This window comes from Rhodoblastus sp., assembly GCF_019449565.1.
Taxonomy (GTDB): Bacteria; Pseudomonadota; Alphaproteobacteria; order Rhizobiales; family Beijerinckiaceae; genus Rhodoblastus.
Window position 1 is genome coordinate 1 of record NZ_JAGRPM010000033.1, and the last position, 17,166, is coordinate 17,166.

The 17,166-nt window shown below is 65.5% G+C and carries 13 protein-coding genes and 1 pseudogene; 6 read left to right on the forward strand and 8 right to left on the reverse strand.

Annotated features, from left to right (window positions below):
- Positions 1 to 226: pseudogene (gene glnA / locus QZ409_RS07990) on the forward strand (glutamine synthetase); the annotation flags it as partial.
- Positions 227 to 329: 103 nt separating this feature from the next.
- Here the strand turns inward: glnA and QZ409_RS07995 are convergent.
- Positions 330 to 1,037: an MgtC/SapB family protein gene (locus QZ409_RS07995; RefSeq protein ID WP_296709118.1), complete on the reverse strand. Its 708-nt coding sequence runs from the start codon at positions 1,035 to 1,037 to the stop codon at positions 330 to 332.
- 398 nt (positions 1,038 to 1,435) lie between these two features.
- Between QZ409_RS07995 and QZ409_RS08000 the strand changes: the two genes are divergently transcribed.
- Both QZ409_RS08000 and QZ409_RS08005 read left to right on the forward strand, forming a co-directional pair.
- The gene (locus QZ409_RS08000; RefSeq protein ID WP_296709122.1) at positions 1,436 to 1,942 is read left to right on the forward strand and encodes a DUF992 domain-containing protein; all 507 of its coding nucleotides are present in this window, start codon (positions 1,436 to 1,438) and stop codon (positions 1,940 to 1,942) included.
- Positions 1,943 to 2,086: 144 nt separating this feature from the next.
- Positions 2,087 to 2,332: a hypothetical protein gene (locus QZ409_RS08005; RefSeq protein WP_296709125.1), complete on the forward strand. Its 246-nt coding sequence runs from the start codon at positions 2,087 to 2,089 to the stop codon at positions 2,330 to 2,332.
- A 5-nt stretch (positions 2,333 to 2,337) separates the two neighbouring features.
- Here QZ409_RS08005 and pbpC read toward each other — a convergent pair whose 3' ends face one another.
- The 4 genes from pbpC to QZ409_RS08025 form a co-directional block, all read right to left on the reverse strand.
- Positions 2,338 to 4,389, reverse strand: a complete 2,052-nt coding sequence (gene pbpC, locus QZ409_RS08010) for a penicillin-binding protein 1C (RefSeq protein WP_296709280.1) — start codon at positions 4,387 to 4,389, stop codon at positions 2,338 to 2,340.
- Between the two features lie 56 nt (positions 4,390 to 4,445).
- Entirely contained in the window at positions 4,446 to 9,695 is a 5,250-nt protein-coding gene (locus QZ409_RS08015) for an alpha-2-macroglobulin (protein ID WP_296709129.1), read from the reverse strand.
- A gap of 97 nt (positions 9,696 to 9,792) precedes the next feature.
- The gene (locus tag QZ409_RS08020) at positions 9,793 to 10,353 is read right to left on the reverse strand and encodes a sigma-70 family RNA polymerase sigma factor (protein ID WP_296709132.1); all 561 of its coding nucleotides are present in this window, start codon (positions 10,351 to 10,353) and stop codon (positions 9,793 to 9,795) included.
- A complete protein-coding gene (locus QZ409_RS08025) occupies positions 10,350 to 10,565 on the reverse strand; it encodes a NepR family anti-sigma factor (RefSeq protein WP_296709136.1) in 216 nt (71 codons plus the stop codon). Before QZ409_RS08025 ends, QZ409_RS08020 begins: the two co-directional genes overlap by 4 nt.
- 164 nt (positions 10,566 to 10,729) lie before the next feature.
- Between QZ409_RS08025 and QZ409_RS08030 the strand changes: the two genes are divergently transcribed.
- Positions 10,730 to 11,533 carry a response regulator gene (locus tag QZ409_RS08030; protein ID WP_296709139.1) on the forward strand — a complete coding sequence of 268 codons (804 nt, stop codon included), beginning with the start codon at positions 10,730 to 10,732 and terminating at the stop codon, positions 11,531 to 11,533.
- Between the two features lie 7 nt (positions 11,534 to 11,540).
- Here the strand turns inward: QZ409_RS08030 and QZ409_RS08035 are convergent, their stop codons facing one another.
- Positions 11,541 to 12,233 (reverse strand): TetR/AcrR family transcriptional regulator, encoded by a 693-nt coding sequence (locus QZ409_RS08035; RefSeq protein WP_296709142.1) that lies wholly within the window; start codon positions 12,231 to 12,233, stop codon positions 11,541 to 11,543.
- 345 nt (positions 12,234 to 12,578) lie between these two features.
- Here QZ409_RS08035 and QZ409_RS08040 point away from each other — a divergent pair, with 345 nt between their 5' ends.
- The gene (locus QZ409_RS08040; protein WP_296709146.1) at positions 12,579 to 13,931 is read left to right on the forward strand and encodes an HlyD family secretion protein; all 1,353 of its coding nucleotides are present in this window, start codon (positions 12,579 to 12,581) and stop codon (positions 13,929 to 13,931) included.
- On the forward strand, positions 13,928 to 15,508 hold the full coding sequence (locus QZ409_RS08045) for a DHA2 family efflux MFS transporter permease subunit (protein ID WP_296709149.1): 1,581 nt from the start codon (positions 13,928 to 13,930) through the stop codon (positions 15,506 to 15,508). Before QZ409_RS08040 ends, QZ409_RS08045 begins: the two co-directional genes overlap by 4 nt.
- Here the strand turns inward: QZ409_RS08045 and QZ409_RS08050 are convergent.
- Complete coding sequence (locus tag QZ409_RS08050) at positions 15,505 to 16,446, reverse strand: hypothetical protein (RefSeq protein WP_296709152.1); 942 nt, start codon at positions 16,444 to 16,446, stop codon at positions 15,505 to 15,507. The genes QZ409_RS08045 and QZ409_RS08050 overlap by 4 nt on opposite strands.
- 92 nt (positions 16,447 to 16,538) lie before the next feature.
- Positions 16,539 to 17,123: a DUF1134 domain-containing protein gene (locus QZ409_RS08055; RefSeq protein WP_296709283.1), complete on the reverse strand. Its 585-nt coding sequence runs from the start codon at positions 17,121 to 17,123 to the stop codon at positions 16,539 to 16,541.
- Positions 17,124 to 17,166: the final 43 nt, after the last annotated feature.

Sequence of the window (17,166 nt, forward strand, 5' to 3'; positions counted from 1 at the left end):
GGATCTCTATGATCTGCCCCCGCGCGAGCTGAAGAAGATCCCGACGGTGTGCGGCTCGCTGCGCGAGGCGCTCGTGAGCCTCGACAAGGACCGCGCCTTCCTGAAGGCCGGCGACGTGTTCAACGACGACTTCATCGACGCTTACATCGAGCTGAAGATGCAGGACGTGATGCGCACGGACATGACCCCGCATCCGGTCGAGTTCGACATGTATTATTCCTACTGAGCCAAAAGTTCAGGAAAGCGCGAAGGGCGGCCGAAAGGCCGCCCTTTTCGTTAAGCTTTCGGCTCTCGCGAAGCCGCGATAGCGCAAAACGGTCGAATTTGAATCAGACGAGATTGGTGACGCGCTTCCAGCGCGCGGCCGTCACACCGGTTTCCAGACTGAGCCTGCCGACAACAAGTTCAAGCGCCAGTTCCCGCTGCCTGTCGGACGTCACCTGGGCGGCGATCTCGACACGGTCGCTCCCTTCGATATTGGCGCTGTCGAGTTCCCGCAGGTGGAGACCACCAGTCGAAAAATTCTGCAGCAGGAGGGCGCGGAATTTTTCCTCCTCATCCGATCGGCAGATCATCGTGACAAGATAGAAGGTTTCCACTTCGGCGCTTTCGATTGGCTGCCGGTCGATCATCGCGATCAGCGGGCGCAGGAAGAGATTGATCGAGGTAATGAGAACGACCGCCAGAAGCGCATGTCGCCAATAACCCGCGCCGGCCAGCAAGCCGACCGCGCCAGAGCACCAGAGCGTCGCTGCGGTATTGAGGCCGCGCACATTTGCGCCTTCCTTGGAGATCACGCCCGCGCCGAGAAAGCCTATTCCCGTGACGACCTGCGCAGCGACCCGCGTCGGGCTTTCGTCCGAGAACTGCCCGGCGAAAACGACAAAGATCGCCGCGCCTAGCGAAACGAGCGTATTGGTCCTCAGGCCGGCCAGACGCTGACGCCATTGACGTTCGAAGCCTATTCCCGCGCCGCAAGCCAGAGCTATCAACAGGTGGATGGAATCGTCGATGAAATGCTGTTCCAGAAAGGCCATTTGACGCTTCGAAACTCTTTTGCGGGAAGCCGGGTGTGGAAGCAGGAGGTATTTGCTTCGTGCTTTCACCGTCTAGAGCGCGATAAATCGTGAAAACGATGAAAGTTTTACGACGGGATCGGCAGGATCTGCGCACTGTCAAAAAAATCCCGCCGCGAAAATGCTACCCAGAACCGGGGCGCGCCGATTCCGGGTCCATTGTGACCGTGTAGCGACGCATTTTGTAAGGGAGCCCGGCGTTCCGGCCCCAGCCTTTGTACGTGTTTTATTATTGCAATGGCGCAGTTCACGGTGATAATGCGGCGCGGTGGCCTTTTTTCGCAGACCGCCGCTGAGAGCCTGGGATTTCCCGCGTTGAGGCGGTTGCCCGGCCGCTGTTTCAAGGAAGGATCTTCCCTATGTTCGTGCGTACCATCATTTTCGCGGCATCCGTCGCCGCCCTGGCGTTCTCCACGCAAGCCGCTTCCGCCGACCAGACGCAAATCGGCACCTTGCGCTGTGACGTCGCCGGCGGCGAAGGCTTGATCATCGGCTCGCAGCGCGCGCTGAACTGCCAGTTCGCGTCCGTCAGCGGCGCCGTTGAGCATTATGTCGGCACGATCACCAAGGTCGGCGTCGATATCGGCCCGACCGGGGCCGGACAAATTGGCTGGGCCGTATTCGCGCCGGCCACCGGCCTTCCCGGGGGCGCTCTCGCCGGCAGCTACGGCGGCGTGACGGGTTCGGTGACGGTCGGCGTCGGCCTTGGCGCCAATGTGCTCGTTGGCGGCAGCGCCAGCACCATCGCCCTCCAGCCGGTGTCGCTGAATTCGCAGACCGGCCTGAATGTCGCGGCCGGCATTGCGGGCCTGTCCCTGCAATATGTCCCGCCGGCGAAAAAGCATCGCCGCCATCGCCATCACTGATCGGCGTCTTCACTGATCGATTGGACGCCCGGCCGCGAGAGCGGCCGGGCGTCCTGCATTATGGCGTGGAATGTCCCCTGGCAGGCTCCAGGCCAGGTTAGGCGTTTAAGAAGATGGCTGTCGTTTCCAACTGGCGGCCCAGCCATGAAAATCCACGTTCGTCTTTTTCTTCCGCTCGTCGTCCTGTTTTTGTCTGGGACAGGCGGGCCGTCATTTGCGCAGAATTATGCGCCGCCGCCAGCGACTCATGTCGCGCCCGCGCCGGCCCCGGCGCCCATCGCGCCGCCGCAACCGCAATATCGTGCGCCGGTCTATGAGACGCCGACCTATTACCCGCGTAATTATTATCCCAGCGACTATTATCCGCAGACTTATTATCGCGGAAACTGACCCGGCTATTCGAGGCGCACCAGTACGCTGTCGCCGGCGCCATTGGCGTCGATCACCGAGACTCGGGCGAAACCCGCGCCGTCGGGCGTCCAGCGCGTTTCATGGCGCTGGCTCTGGGTGTTGGCGGCCTCGTTCAGCGGCGCGCCATTGACCATCCATGTCAGCGGCGGAGCGCCGCCCTGCGCCTTCAACGCCAATTCCGGCTTGTCCTCGCCTGCAGCCGCCGCAAGCAGCAGGCCGAGGTCGATGCGCGCGCCATCGGGCGGGAAGGTGATTTTCAGCGGATTGGCGAAGGTCGCGGACAGGATCTTCGGCCCGTCGCGCCTCAGGTGCCGGAGCGGCGGCGGCAGGTTCGCGGTGGTCGCGACGAGCACCCCGGGTGGGCGGGGCGGCGGCTCGTTGGCGCCGCCGATGCGGGCGAAAGCGCCGAACAGGATCGGCGCCGCGACCTGCCGCCCGATCAGGCCGGCAACCGCGCCATTATCGGCCCGTCCGACCCAGACGGCCACCGTATGGGCGTGGTCGAAGCCGATCGCCAGGGCGTCGCGATAGCCATAGGACGTGCCGGTCTTGAAGGCGATTTTGCCGAGCGGCGCATTGTCGGGCGGCGGCGCGAAGCGAAGAATGTCGGCGACCTGCCAGGCGGCGCCGGGCTCCACGATCCGGCGCGGCGCCAGCGGCGGGCGGGGGTCGTCGAGGCTTTCGACCAGCTCCGGCGCAAGTCCGCCGCGCGCAAAGGCGGCGTAAAGCCGGGCGAGGTCGCGCAGCCGCACGCCGACGCCGCCGAGCCCAATGGCAAGGCCCGCGTCGGAGTCTTTCGGCAGAACGAGAGTCAGGCCTGCGCTGCGCACCCGCGCGACGAAACGCGCCGGACCGATCTCGTTGAGCAATTGCGTCGCCGGCAGGTTGAGCGACAATTGCAGCGCCTGCCGCGCGGTGACCGAGCCGTGGAACTTGTCGTCGAAATTGACTGGCTTCCAGGCGCCGTAACGCATGGGGGAATCGTCGAGCAGGGTTTCCGGGTGGGCGACGCCGTCGCCGAAGGCCATGGCGTAGATGAAGGGCTTCAGGGTCGAGCCGGGCGACCGCAGCGCCTCGGTCATGTCGATCGCGCCGGCGCGCTCCTTCGAGAAATAATCGGCGCTGCCGACATGGGCGCGGACCTGCCCACTCGCATTGTCGATCACCAACATCGCCATGGTCAGCTTCGGGCCGAGCCGCTCGGCGCGGTCGCGGGCGAGACTTTCGAGACTCGCCTGCAGGCGCGCGTCGAGCGTCAGGCGCAAGACCTTGCGTTCGGGATGGGCGCGCACGAGCGCCTCGGTCGCGTGGGCGGCGAGATTGGGAAAGGGTTTGCGCAGGACCGGAGGCGGTTCGGCCTTGGCGTGGCGCGCCTCGCTCTCGGTCAGGACATGGGCGGAAAGCGCGCGGTCGATCACCCGGTCGCGCGCGGCGCGGGCGGCGTTCGGCGCATGGTCCGGGCGCCGCGCCTCGGGCGCCTGCGGCAGCGCGACCAGCAGGGCCGCCTCGCCCGGGCTGAGGCGGCGCGGCTCCTTGCCGAAATAGGCGAGGCTCGCCGCGCGCAGCCCTTCGAGATTGCCGCCATAGGGCGCGAGCGCCAGATAAATGTCGAGGATCCGCGCCTTGTCGAACTGCGCTTCGAGTTGGTGGGCGCGAAGAATTTGCCGCGCCTTGGCGAGGAGATTGCGCTCGGGGCGAGGCTCCAGCAGCCGGGCCGCCTGCATGGTTAGGGTCGAGCCGCCGGAAATGGCGCGGCCGTGGCGGATATATTGCCAGGCGGCGCGCGCAAGGGCGCCGTAATCGACGCCGTGATGTTGCGCGAAACGCTTGTCCTCATAGGCTTTCAGCAGCGTAAAAAAGCGGGGATCGACTTCGCTGACGCGGATCGGCAGCCGCCAGCGCCCTTCCGGCGTCTCAAAGGCGCGCAGCAATTGCCCGTCGCGGTCGAGCGCAATCTTCGAAGGCCGGTCCAGCGCGGAGAGATCGAGCGGGCCGAGCGCCCGCTCGACATTCAGCCATGCGCCGGGGACCGCCAGGCCGAGAAACCCGGTGACGGCGGCGGCGTAAAGCCATCCGCGCCGGCGTGTCCCGCTCACTTTTTCGCGCTTCCCGAAATCTCGACGGTCCCGAAGCCGGTGCGTCCGAACCGCTCCGGCCGGTACATGTCCTCAATGGTCGCGGGCGGCAGCACAAATTTCCCGGGGCTCACCGCGCGCACGATATAGGCGATGGCGAAAACCGCCTTGTCCGAGCCGCTGCGCTCGAAGGCGGCGACGAAACGGTCGTCCTTCGCTTCCTTGTGGGTTGGCGTCACCTCCGCCTTCACCCATTGCAGCTCTTCGGTCGAACCGCCGTCGAACAGGTCCGGGTTTTCGATCTCCAGCCCCGCCGGCAGACGATCTTCGAGGATCAGCCTTGCATAGGCGGCCTCGGTTTCGGTGATTTTCAGGGCCACCACCAGCCGTTCGTTCTGCGCAATGGCGTTGGCCTCGACCGGCGTTCCGTCGAGACGGTAGAAGCCGCGCTCGATCTTGTAGCCATGCGATTCCTCGGGCACCTTCTGCGTCGGGCGGCCTGAAACGCTGACCGCGATGCGTACCGGCGCCTTGCCCTGATTGACGATGGTCACCGGCTTGGCCGCGAGTGCGGAATCGTCGAAACGTGCGGAATAAAGCCCGCGATGCGGCGCGCCGTCGATGGCGAGATCCTGCGACTCGGCTTGGGCCGCCATGGCCCCCGCCGCCAGCACCATCCAGCTTTCCTCCTGCGTCGAGGCGCGGGGCGTCATGGCGGCTTCGCTATTGACCACTTGCGCCGCCTTGACGATGACCGCTTGCTCAGCTTGGCTTTCAGAGGCAAGGGTCAGCAGGCCCGCGCCGTCGCGCAGCAGCGAGCCATAATCCGCGCGGGAATAAGGCTCGGCCTTGCTCTTCTGGAGGAAGTCGCTCGCCGAGGCGAAGACCTTGCCGGCGCGCTCGCGGTCGCCGATGAGCGCCAGCGCCGCCGCAAGCTGCGCGCGGGCGAAGGGCGTGTCGAAGGCGTCTAGCCGCGCATCGACGAGATAGCGCAGATCGCCCGAGACAGGCCGGCCATTGCGCGCCAGCACATAGACGGCATAGGCGAGGCCGGCGCTATTCTCGATCCGGGCGTCGGAGGAATTGACGACATAATTGCGCAGCCGGTCGAGCGCATTGTCCATCGCGCGCTGCGGCACGGCATATTTATTTTCGCGCGCGCGGGTCAGAAAATCGGTGACGAAGGCGGTGAGCCAGATGTCCTCGCCGCCTTCCGTCGACCACAGGCCGAAACCGCCGCTGGAATCCTGACGCGACAGCAGCAAGGCGATGGCGTGATCGACCCGCGCGGGAACATCTCCTGCCAAAGCCTGGCCCGCCAAAGCCTGGCCGCCGGCGCCCGAAAGCTTGCTCAGATAGAGCAGGGGCAGCGCGCGGCTGACCGTCTGCTCCGAGCAGGACCACGGATAGGTGTCCAGCGCGCTCAGCAGGCCCGCGACATCCACGCTTCCGAGGGGCGCCGCCGTCGCTGTGACGGCGCCGGTCGTGGGCAGGAATTCCGCGAGCAGGTCCTTCGACAACACGAGGCTTTCACCCGGCTGCAGATCATGGAAGCTGCGCTTCACCAGCGCGCTCGTCCCCGGCTCGACATTGAGCGCGAGGCTTTGCGTGGCCTCGAATTTTGGGCCTGTCAGCGTCACGTCGACGACGCCCGCGCCAATTCCCGTGGCGCGCAGCGGCACATTGACTGAGGCGTTTGCGCCCGCGCCGAGCTTGACGGTTTGATGCAGCGCGGCGGCGTCGCTCGCCAGCGGGCCGCGCAGATCGACGCTCAGCTTGTAATCGCCCGCCGCGCCTTCGACATTGTCGAGCCGCAGATTGAGCCGCGACTGGTCGTCGAGCGCGAGGAAGCGCGGAAGGCTCGCCTGCGCCACGACCGGATCGCGCACGATGACATCGGCCGAGGCCGAGCCGGCCCGGCCCTTCGACCAGGCCACCGCGGTCACCCGGACCGTCCCGTTGAAGGCGGGCAGGTCGAATTCCACCTCGGCCTTGCCGTCTGCGCCGACGCGGACCAGACCGGAGTAAAGCGCCAGCGGCTCCTGGCTGGGCTTCTCGGCGGAGGTGGCGTCGCCGCCGGAATCGCCGCCCGACCGGATCATCCCGCGCGTTCCCTGCAAGCCATCGATCAGGAAGCCATAGATGTCGCGGATTTCCGTCGCCAGAGCGCGCTGGCCATAGAAGTGATTGCGCGGGTCCGGCGTCTGGTAATGGGTGAGATTGAGAATCCCGAGATCCACCGCCGCCACCGTGACATAGGCCTCTTCATTCGCCGTGAGTCCCGCGAGCTGGATGGGCAGTTTCAGCTTTTCGCGCGGGCGCGCCTTGGCCGGAGCGTTGAGCGCGATATCGAGCCGGTGCGCGGCGGGATCGACCGCGAACCAGGCGAGGCCCAGCGCGCGGCCGGGCATGCGGCCAGCCGCCTTCTCGAGCGGGCGATGGGCCAGCACAAGGGCATAGCCGCCGACGCCCCAATCCTTGCCGACGGGCAGGGCGATTTCGTTGTCGCCCTTTTTGAGATCTAGCGGCAAGGTCGCCTTCACGCCGTCGCCAACCACGGCCAGCGTCGCCTTGCCGTCGCTGCGCGCGGCGATCTTCAGCTTGATCGTCTCGCCGCTGGCGTAAGCCGGCTTGTCGAGCGTCACATCGAGCTGATCGGGCGTTCCCGCCTTGGATTGGCTCGACCAGCCAACGTCGAAGGTCACGGAGGTCTGGGCGTCGCCGGGCTCGTCGTCGCGCAGGTCGAGCCGGTAATGGCCGAGGCCGACCACGGCGGCGATTTTCGCCGGGGCGTCGGGGGTCAGATCGACCGCCCCATCCGCGACGCGGCGCGAGGATTTGACCTGCTCGAAATTCCAGCGTCCGTCCTGCTTGTACCATTGGTAATCATTGTTGAGGCGATAGAGCGACCAATGGGCGTTGCGCCGCACCGTCCGCAGGCCGTCGGGGCCGACGGCGATCACGTCGAAGCTCGCCTGCGCGCCGTCGGGCAGGTTGGAGAAATTCTTCTTCACGCCGATCAGGCCGCCAGGCGGCAGCAGCGGCAGGTAAGTCAGGCGCTCGATGGCGCGGCCGCCTTCCTCGCCGGCGCGCAAGGCGATCTTGGCCTGCAGCGGGCGGGTGGCCTTGACCTGCGGAATCGCGACATCGACGACCGCCGCGCCTTTGGCGTCGGTCGTCTGCGACTCTTCCAGCTCGTTCTTGATCGAGGAGAAATCCTCGTCCGCCACGCCGGCCTCATAGCCGTTGAGGGCGGGCAGGCCGTGGTCGGTCGCGGCTTCGATCTCGACGTCGCCAGTGACGGCGAGGCCGGCGCCGGGCGCGCCATAAAGATAGCGCACCGCGACGCCGATCTGCGCGGTCTGGCCGGGCCGGGCGGCGGCGGCCCTGGGCGTCAGCACCATGTCCATGCGCTCGGGAACATAGTCTTCGACCAGAAAGCTCGTCTCGCCGATCGCGGGGCTTTTCGGATCGGAAAAGGCCTGCACGGTCCAGCCGCCCGAAGCCGCGCCTGCGGGCAGGACGAGATCGAGCGCACGGCCGCCCAGGCCCTGGTCGGGCAGGGCGACGCGCTTGTGCTCCACGCCGTCGGGGCGCTTGACGACGAGCGTCAATGGCGCGGCGGCGGCGACGCCGTCGGAATCGCGCAGGATCGCGGCGAGATGGACCGTCTCGTTGGAGCGATAGACTCCGCGTTCGGCAAAGACGAAGGCGTCGAGCGCCTTGGGCGGATCGCGGCCCTTCACGCCGCGATCGGTGAGGTCGAAGGCGTTCTGTTGCAGGTCGAGAAAATTATAGTCGGTCTTGCCGTCGCTGACGACGAGCAGCCCCGGCGCGAGGCCGCCCTGGCCGCGCGATAGGCCCGGCGCGAAACGGACCTCGCCCTGCGCGTCGGTCTTTGCGGTCGCGAGCAGGTCGTTGTTTTTGGCGATCAATCGCACGTCGATTCCGGCCTTGGGTTCCGCGGTCGCCAGCGAGCGCACCAGCGCGGTGACGCCATCGCGCCCGCTCAGCGCGGTGAGGCCGAGATCGGAGACGACGAACCATTGCGTCGCGCGGACGCCATAATCCTCGTCGCCATTGGAGGAGAGATCGTCGGCGGCCGTGGCGCTCATCACATAGACGCCGGGCTGCGGCTCGCCGAGCGCCTCCAGCGCCGGGAAGTCGGTGACGACGTCCTTGTTGAGTTCGGATTTGACGCCGAGGCTCCCGGACCAGATCTTTTGGCCGTCGCTGTCGGCGAATTGTTTCAGGCGATAGGCGGAAAGCTGGGCGAGGAAATCCTCGGAGCGGATCGTGGGCAGCAGATTGCGGTCGCCGATGCGGAAAATCTCGACCTTCACCTTTGAGGTGTTCACAGAGACGACCGGAACGCCCTCGGGGCCGACGCGGGGCAGAACGTAATTGCGCCCTGTGAAGCGCGCCTGCGGCGAACGGTCGCGGACATAGATGGCGTAATCCTGCGTGCGCAGCAGATTTTCGCCGACGGCGGAGGGCAGGCCCTGCCGCAGCACGATGGAATAATGCTCGCCGTGCTTCAGGCCCTCGACGCAGACCTGCCGCTCCTCGCTGGAAACGGCGGCGCCGCTGCGGCCGTCGAGCGAGACGAAGGGTGAGAAATCGTTTTGGCCGCGCGCGAGATCTTCCGAGAACTGGAAGCAGATGCGCGGACTGAGCGATTCATTGTCGACCTTATAGTCCAGCACGCGGAAGCCATATTTTTCGCGCAGTTCGGCATAGGTCTTCTGCACCGCCGGAACGGGGCTGGCGTCGAGGCTGGCGCGATAGGCGTTGAGCGCGTCGCGCCAGGAGTCCCGCGCGGCGAAAATCTCGGCCGTTAGCGCCAGGGCAGTCGCTTCCTCGGTCTTGGCGCGGGCGTGGCGATAGGCGGCGAAGGCTGCGGCCTGCGCCTGGTCCTTGAGCTGCTCGGCGTCGTCGCCCTTGTTCATGGAGGCGGCGAGCGAGGCGCGGGCGAATAGAATCCAGTCCGGGGCGCTCTGGGGCGCGGCGGCGACAATGGCGCCGAGGATCGGCAGGATCTTGGCGATATCGCCCTTTTGCCCGACGGTGGCGGCCTGCTTGCGCAGCTCCGCGAGCGGCGTGTGGGCGCGCAGGTCGGCGCTGTCGTCGGCGAGCTTCTGCTCCAGTCGGGTCGCCGAACTGGCGAGATCGTCATTGACATAGGGTTTGTCGGCGGCCGCCAAGGCCAAAGACGGGAAAATGACAAGGGCGAAAAAGGCGGAGCGAAGGCGGGATAGCGGGCTCATGCGGGCGTCTTCCCGAAAATGGTCGGCTTGAAATGTTGGACTTGGGCCTATTGTCGCCCCGCCCTTTGACAGCCGCAAGACGAAAAGACCGGAGTGGTCAATCGACCATGGGCGAAGCGGCAATGCTTTCGGAGAGGGCAGGGTCGGGGCCGAATTCCTCGACCGAGGACAGGGCGAGCAGCTCCATCAGGCGATGGCGCGCGCGATTGACGCGGCTCTTGATCGTGCCGACCGCGCAGCCGCAGATTTCGGCGGCTTCCTCATAGGAAAAGCCGGAAGCGCCGATCAGCACCAGAGCCTCGCGCTGGTCGGCGGGGAGACGGTCGAGCTGGAAGCGGAAATCGGCGAGATCGAGATGCGCGAGCTGGTCGGGCAAAGTCACGAGGCGCGAGGCGGCTTCGCCGTCCACGTCCTGGACCTCGCGCCGCGCCTTGCGATATTGGCTGAAAAAGGTGTTGCGCATGATGGTGAACAGCCAGGCGCGCATATTCGTCCCTTCCATGAAGGAAGAGGCGCTGGACCAGGCCTTCATCAGGGTGTCCTGCACAAGGTCGTCCGCCCGATCGCCATTGCCTGCGAGCGAAAGCGCGAAAGCGCGGAGCGAGGGGATCTCCGCGAGCAACAAATCTTTCAGGCCAAGCCTGGCTTGTTCATTCATACGGCCCCGGCCTTGTCCGCCCCGGCTTTGGCGGTAGTTGCATCTTCTTCTTCGCCGGCTTCCAGCCGGTCGAGCAGAAGCTTGAACCGGTCCGGGACGGGTTCGCGCGTCATGGCGTCGTACATATTCCGTAATTGTTTGCCAATATGCGCCTGCAGGAGGGGCTCGAGCGTCGGTTCGACTGGCTGCTCTTTTTGTCCGCTTTCAGTCATACAGCGCCAACCCCTGCTCCCGTTTCGGCCGTCCGGAGCGCTACGGCGTCCGCATAGAACGCCGCTCGCGCAGATTTGTTCCGCATGAGCTATAATGCAGCAAAGTTTCGCGCTAGGATACTGCTACGTCCACGATCGAACGCCGTCCCCACTTTGAGGCCCTCATGTCTCTTTCAAGCCTGATCGGACCGCAAATTCCCCTGCTGCGCCGCTATGCGCGCGCCCTGTCCGGCTCGCAGGCGAGCGGCGATTCCTATGTCGCCGCCGTGCTCGAAACCCTGCTCGCCGATCCCTCGCTGTTCGATCGCTCCGCTGAGCCGCGCGGGGAAATCTATCGGTTGTTCTCGCTGGTGTGGAACGCCATGCCGCTCAACGGCCGCTCCTCCGAGGGCAAGTCGCCAGGCTCGCAGACCGACAGCCGGCTGGAATTGCTCACGCCTTTGCCGCGCCAGGCTTTCCTGCTCACGGCGGTTGAAGGGTTCGATCCCGACAAGGCGGCGCGCATCCTCGACGTGACGCGTCCAGATTTCGACGCCATGATCGAACAAGCAGGCCGCGAAATCGGCGCGCAGGTCGCCACGAGCGTCATGATCATCGAGGATGAGCCGCTGATCGCGATGGACCTCGAAACACTGGTGGAAAGCCTGGGCCACACGGTGGTCGGCATGGCGCGAACCCGGGCCGAGGCGGTCGCTTTGGCGCGCGCCACGCGTCCCGGCCTGGTTCTCGCCGACATCCGGCTCGCCGACGGCAGCTCCGGTCTCGACGCCGTGAACGAGATCCTGGAGAGCTTCGGCGTGCCGGTGATCTTCATCACCGCTTATCCGGAATCCCTGCTCACCGGACAGCGGCCCGAGCCGGCCTTCCTGATCTCGAAGCCGTTCCGCTCGGAAACCGTCAAGGCGATCGTCAGCCAGGCCATGTTCTTCAACGAACTGGCGCGGCCGCCCCAGCGGCGGACCGCCTGAATCTTTCTCAGCCGGCTGGCTTGTACCGGCAGATGAGCAGGAAGGCGGCGACCGCCGCGGCCACGTCCGCTTGAATCGCATCATCGTCGTTCGGTTCGGCGACACAAAATAGCGCGGCCTTGAAATAGCTGGTCTGGCAAAGCTGGATGAACTGGTCCGCCGCCAGCATGGGATCGGATTTCGCAATCGCGCCGCGCGCCATCTGGCTTTCGAGATAGAGGCCGAGCCTTTGCGCGCCCGCCTTGGGGCCGGCCTCGAAAAAAGCCTTGCCGATCTGCGGATATTTCGCGGCTGCGCCGATCACCATGCGAATATGGGCGAGATGCTCGGCGCGGCACATGTTCCGCATCAGGCCAAGGCCGATGCGGGTCAGGTCCTGGCCGAGATCGTCGTCGTCAGGGCCGAACTGGAACATTTGCTCGGCTTGCTGCGCGCGATCAGACCGGATCAAGGCCTCGAACAGGTCGCCTTTCGAAGGAAAATAAACGTAAAGCGTGCCTTTGGAGACGCCAGCCGCCCGGGCGATGTCACTCACGCTCGCGCCGTCGAAGCCGTCAGCGAGGAACACCAGACGCGCGCCGTCGAGAATCTGGCGCGCTTTGCTGTCGCTTGCCGATTTCGCGCCGGAAGCCGCAGCCGGGACGCCGCTGCGAAGGGCGCGCTTTCGTTGGCCCGGTGCGCCGCTTTTTCCTTTTGTCATGGCCCGCTCAATACCCGCCGAACTGGCCCGCCAGCCGACGTCCCCCCTGATACAACCCATTGAAATCAAGACTATTACACCTGATGGCGCCCATGACGGCAAGAGGATTAACAAAAAGCTGACGCGACCGTCGCGCTTTTAGGTGGCATTTTATTTGACCGAACCGTTCGGTTCGCACTATGAAAGTGAAATATTCAGCCTTTTGCGCCAGATTTTCAGATGCGCGCGAAAGCGGGCTTTATTGCAGGCAAGCGGCGCTCAGCGCCGTTCATTTCGCCCGCCGGTCCGGCGGGACCAAATCGATTTCCAGGGATTTGCCTCTGGCGCGTTTTTTTCGGGGATCAGATGAGCGAATCGTCCAGCCGCCCACAGGATTTAACGCCTAGCCGCGATTTGATCGACGGCGAAGGCGCCATTGCGCCCTCCAATGAAGGCAAGGCCCTTCCGGTAGAAAAACTGGCGCGCCTCTTGCCGCGCGCTTCATCCGGCCAGGCTTTTGCGGGAAAGGGATTTGCCGGCCCTGGTTTTTCGCGTCCGGCCCCGGCGGATTCGCGCGGCGCCATCAACGCCGCCCCGGACGCCTCCTCGGACGCGTCCTGGAATGCAAATGACAGCGGCGCGGCGGCGGATGTCGCATCGCCCCCCGGGAGCAAGTTCAAAAAGGCGGGGCTCGCCGCTTTGGCCGTTCTCGCCCTCGGCTACGCAGGGTCGGCTCTTGCGCATTACGTCTCGGTGGGGCGTTTTGTCTATACGACCGACAACGCCTATGTCCGGACCGATCTTGCGATCGTCTCGCCCAAGATTTCAGGCTATGTCGAACAGGTGCCCGTCGTCGACAACCAGCACGTCCGGGCGGGCCAGCTGCTCGCGCGGATCGATTCCGGCGATTACCAGCTGGCCGTCGACATGGCGCGGCGCAAGGTCGAGACCCAGGAAGCCGCGATTCTGCGAATCAAGGCGCAGGCTGACGCGCAATCGGCCGTCGTCGCGCAGGCCGAGGCTCAAATCGACTCCGCCCGGGCGGAAGTCGCGCGCGCCGAGGCGGAGCTTGTACGCGTGCGCTCGCTCGCCGCGTCGTCCTTTGCCTCGAAACAGCGTTACGACCAGTCCATCGCGGATCGCGACAAGGCGAACGCCGCGCTCGCCGGAGCGCAGGCGCAGCTTGCCGGGGCGCGCGCCAATCTCGTCGTGCTCCAGTCCTCGGTGCGGGAGGCGGAGCACGTGCGCGCCGAACTGGCCATTGCGGCCGCTCGGGCCGAGCGCGATCTCAGCTTCACGGATATCAAGGCCCCCTTCGACGGTACGCTCGGCAATCGCGTCGTCGAACCCGGACAATATGTCCAGCCCGGCGCGCGGTTGATGGCCATAGCGCCGGACGACCGTTACTATGTCGAGGCTAATTTCAAGGAAACGCAGCTCGACCGCCTGGCGCCGGGCCAGAAGTCGCTGATCCACATTGACGCCTATGGCGGCAAGGAAGTGGAAGGCGTCGTCGAGAGCATCGCGCCGGCCTCCGGTTCGGAATTCTCTTTGCTGCCGCCGGAAAACGCCACCGGCAATTTCACCAAGATCACCCAGCGATTCCCCGTGCGCATCCGCCTCGCCTCCGCCGATGGCAATCATTTGCGCGCCGGCATGTCTGTCATCGTGGACGTCGACACGGGCTCGGGCGGCAAGAGCGGCGGCAAGAGCGAATGACCGGCCCGGCGTCCGGCGCAACGCCTGACGACGAAGCTGGCCGGGAGTTTTCGGCCGCCCGGCTGATCGCTTTCATCGCCATGGTCTTTGGCATGTTCATGGCGATCCTGGACATCCAGATCGTTTCGTCCTCGCTTTCGACCATTCAGGCTGGTCTCTCCGCCAGCGCCGACGAAGTCACCTGGGTGCAGACCGCCTATCTCGTCGCCGAAGTGGTGATGATCCCTCTGTCAGGCCTGCTCTCGCGCGCCTTCTCGACCCGGCTTTTGTTCGCTTTTTCCGCCGGGGGCTTCACCTTGATGAGCCTGCTCTGCGCGACAGCGACCGACATCCACCAGATGATCCTGTGGCGCGCCCTGCAAGGCTTTATCGGCGGGGCGATGATTCCGACGGTCTTCGCGGCGGCCTATTCGATCTTTCCGCGCAACAAGATGTCGATCGTGGCGCCGATCGTCGGCCTCGTCGCCACGCTCGCGCCCACCATCGGCCCGACGGTCGGCGGCTATCTGACAGATCTGTTCTCGTGGCGCTGGCTGTTCCTGGTCAATATCGGGCCGGGAATCGCCGTGACCCTGACGGTTTTGGCGCTGGTCGATTTCGACCGGCCCGATCTGAGCGCTTTGAAGAACTTCGACTGGATCGGACTCGTTTCCATGGCCCTGTTCCTCGGCGGGCTGGAATATCTGCTCGAGGAAGGCCCCGGCAAGAACTGGTTCGAGGATCCCGTAATCGTCTGGGCGGCTCTGCTGTCGGGCTCCGGCGCGATCCTGTTCTTCTGGCAGGCTTTCAAGGCGCCAAATCCGATTGTCGATCTTTCCACCTTCCACAACCGGAACTTCTGGACCGGTTCGCTCGCCTCCTTCGTCCTTGGAGTCGGGCTCTATGGCCTGACCTATGTCTATCCGATCTATCTCGCCCGCGTGCGCGGGTTTTCCGCCTTGCAGATCGGCGAAACCATGTTCGTCACCGGCCTGTGCCAGTTCATCGCCGCGCCGATTGTCGGGCGGCTGCTCGGCAAGGTCGATCTGCGCGTGATGATCGGAATTGGTTTTCTGGGCTTCGCCTGGGGCGCGGCCATGCCCGCTTTCATCACGAGGGACTGGGCGTTCCAGGAGTTGTTGATCCCGCAGATGCTGCGCGGCTTCTCGTTGATGTTCATGATGGTGCCAATCAATACTCTCGCGCTGGGCACCTTGCCGCCGGACAAACTGAAGAACGCCTCGGGCCTGTTCAATGTCACGCGCAATCTCGGCGGCGCTGTGGGACTGGCGATTATCAACACGACGCTGAACAATCGCTTCGATCTTCATATCCAGCGGCTTCACGAGAAGCTCACCTGGGGCAATGTGCAGGTGCAGGAATATCTGGCGCGGTTCGGCGCGCTCTATGCCCATCATGGGGATCAGGCCAATCTGGCCGCGACCCGTCAGCTGGCGGCGCTGGCGCGACGCGAGGCGCTGGTCATGGCTCTGGCCGACGTGTTTCTGGGGATGGCGGTGCTGTTTGTCGTCATGGTGGGGGTCGTGCCCCTGATGCGCCGGCCGGTTGTCGCGCCGTCGGCGGACGCCGCGCATTAATCGTCAACACGCTCCATATGGGCGAGCTGACGCCCGAGCCGGGAGATGGCCTCGCGCAGGTCCAGCAATTCCTGCTCCGCGCTGGGCGAAGTCGGCGCGCCATTGGCGTGCTGGCCCTCTTCGCCGGCGCCGTTTCGCGCCATTGGCTCGCCGGACGGCGCAGCCACCGGCCGTTCGACCAGCCGGCGGCGCAGGTCAAGATTCGCGCTTTCCATTTCCTCGCCGCGCTTCCGCTCGGCGGCGATTTTCGCCAGCATCCGCGCGCGGCGCGCCTCGAAATCGGCGGCGCGGCGCTCGGCTTCCGCAAGATCGGCCGCCATTGCGCTGTTGCGGCTGGAAAGCTCCTCGACCTGTGCCGCGATCTCGCGCCGCGCCGCTTCGACGGCGGCCAGCCGCTCGCGCGCGTCCTGGAGATTGCCGCCCGCCGCCTCCAGGGCCGTCTCAAGCTCGCTGACGCGATTGTCGAGCCGACGCCGCTCCTCCGCCAGCTTGTCGAATTCGCCATGCAGGGCGGTCAGCTCGGATTGGCGCTGGGCCAGCGTCTCGCGTGTCTCATCGAGCGCGGCCTGCGTTTTCTCGCCGAACTCTAGCGATTTGGCGAGCTGGGAATTGCGTTCGTTCAGCAGCGCGGTGGTCTGCTCCAGCTGTTCGGTTGTACGCATCAGCGCGACGGCCCGCCGCCCCAGCTCCGCGGCGTCGGCGGCGCGACCGTCGCGGGCTTCCGCCGCCTTGAGTTCGAGGGCGCGATTTTCGGCGGCGAAACGCGCGCGCAGCAGGTCGCGGTCGGCTTCAATCTCGTCGAAGGTCATCGGCAGGCGTGATTCGACTCGCGCCAGCGTCAGCCGTCGCGCGCGCGCCGAGACGACGGGCAGGAAGGCCAGGCCGATGAGGCCGCAAATGACAAAGCCCAGCGCGAAATCGACGATCTGCTCGACCAAGGGTTCCTGCCTGTGAAACGGCGCCGGCGAATGCGCCCGAAAACCGCCTCACACTGCCATTTTTGCCGCTGCATTGCAAAGCGGCGGCGCGGTCAGAACGGATTCCAGGTGGGGTGTTCGGTGAATTTGAGATAGCCGATATTGATGCCGAGCCGGGCGCCGACGCCGGTGCGGATGGGAACCACCGTCACGCCATTCGCCGTCAGGGCCGTGACGCCGAAGCCGCCGACCAGATAGGCGGAGCCGTCCACGCCGACGAAACGCTGGTAGAGGGCCTCGGTCGAGGGCAGGTTATAAATGAGCATCATGGTGCGGTCGCCATCCGCGCCATAGTCGAGGCCCAGCGACGGCCCCTGCCAGAACACGCGGCGATCTCCCGCATTGCGGGTGTACATCGTGCCCTCGCCGAAACGGACGCCGCCGACGAAGGCGCCGCCGGCCTCCTGGCCTAGCACATAGGCGTTGGGCTGGCCCCAGCGTTTGGTCGCCGACTGGATCGCTTCGGCCAGGCCGCGCGAGAGCGAGCCAAAAAAGCGGTGGCCGTTGTCGATGAGTTCATTGTCGGTATAGGGAATCGGCCGCTCTTCGGCCAAGGCGGGAATCAGGCCGCCGGCCACGCCGGACAGGGCGGCGAAGACGCCAAGCCCGAGTCTCGCGCAGAGGGCGCGCCGCGACATGCTGTTCATGGCCCATGCTCCCTCAAGCTCTGTTTGAGCTTTG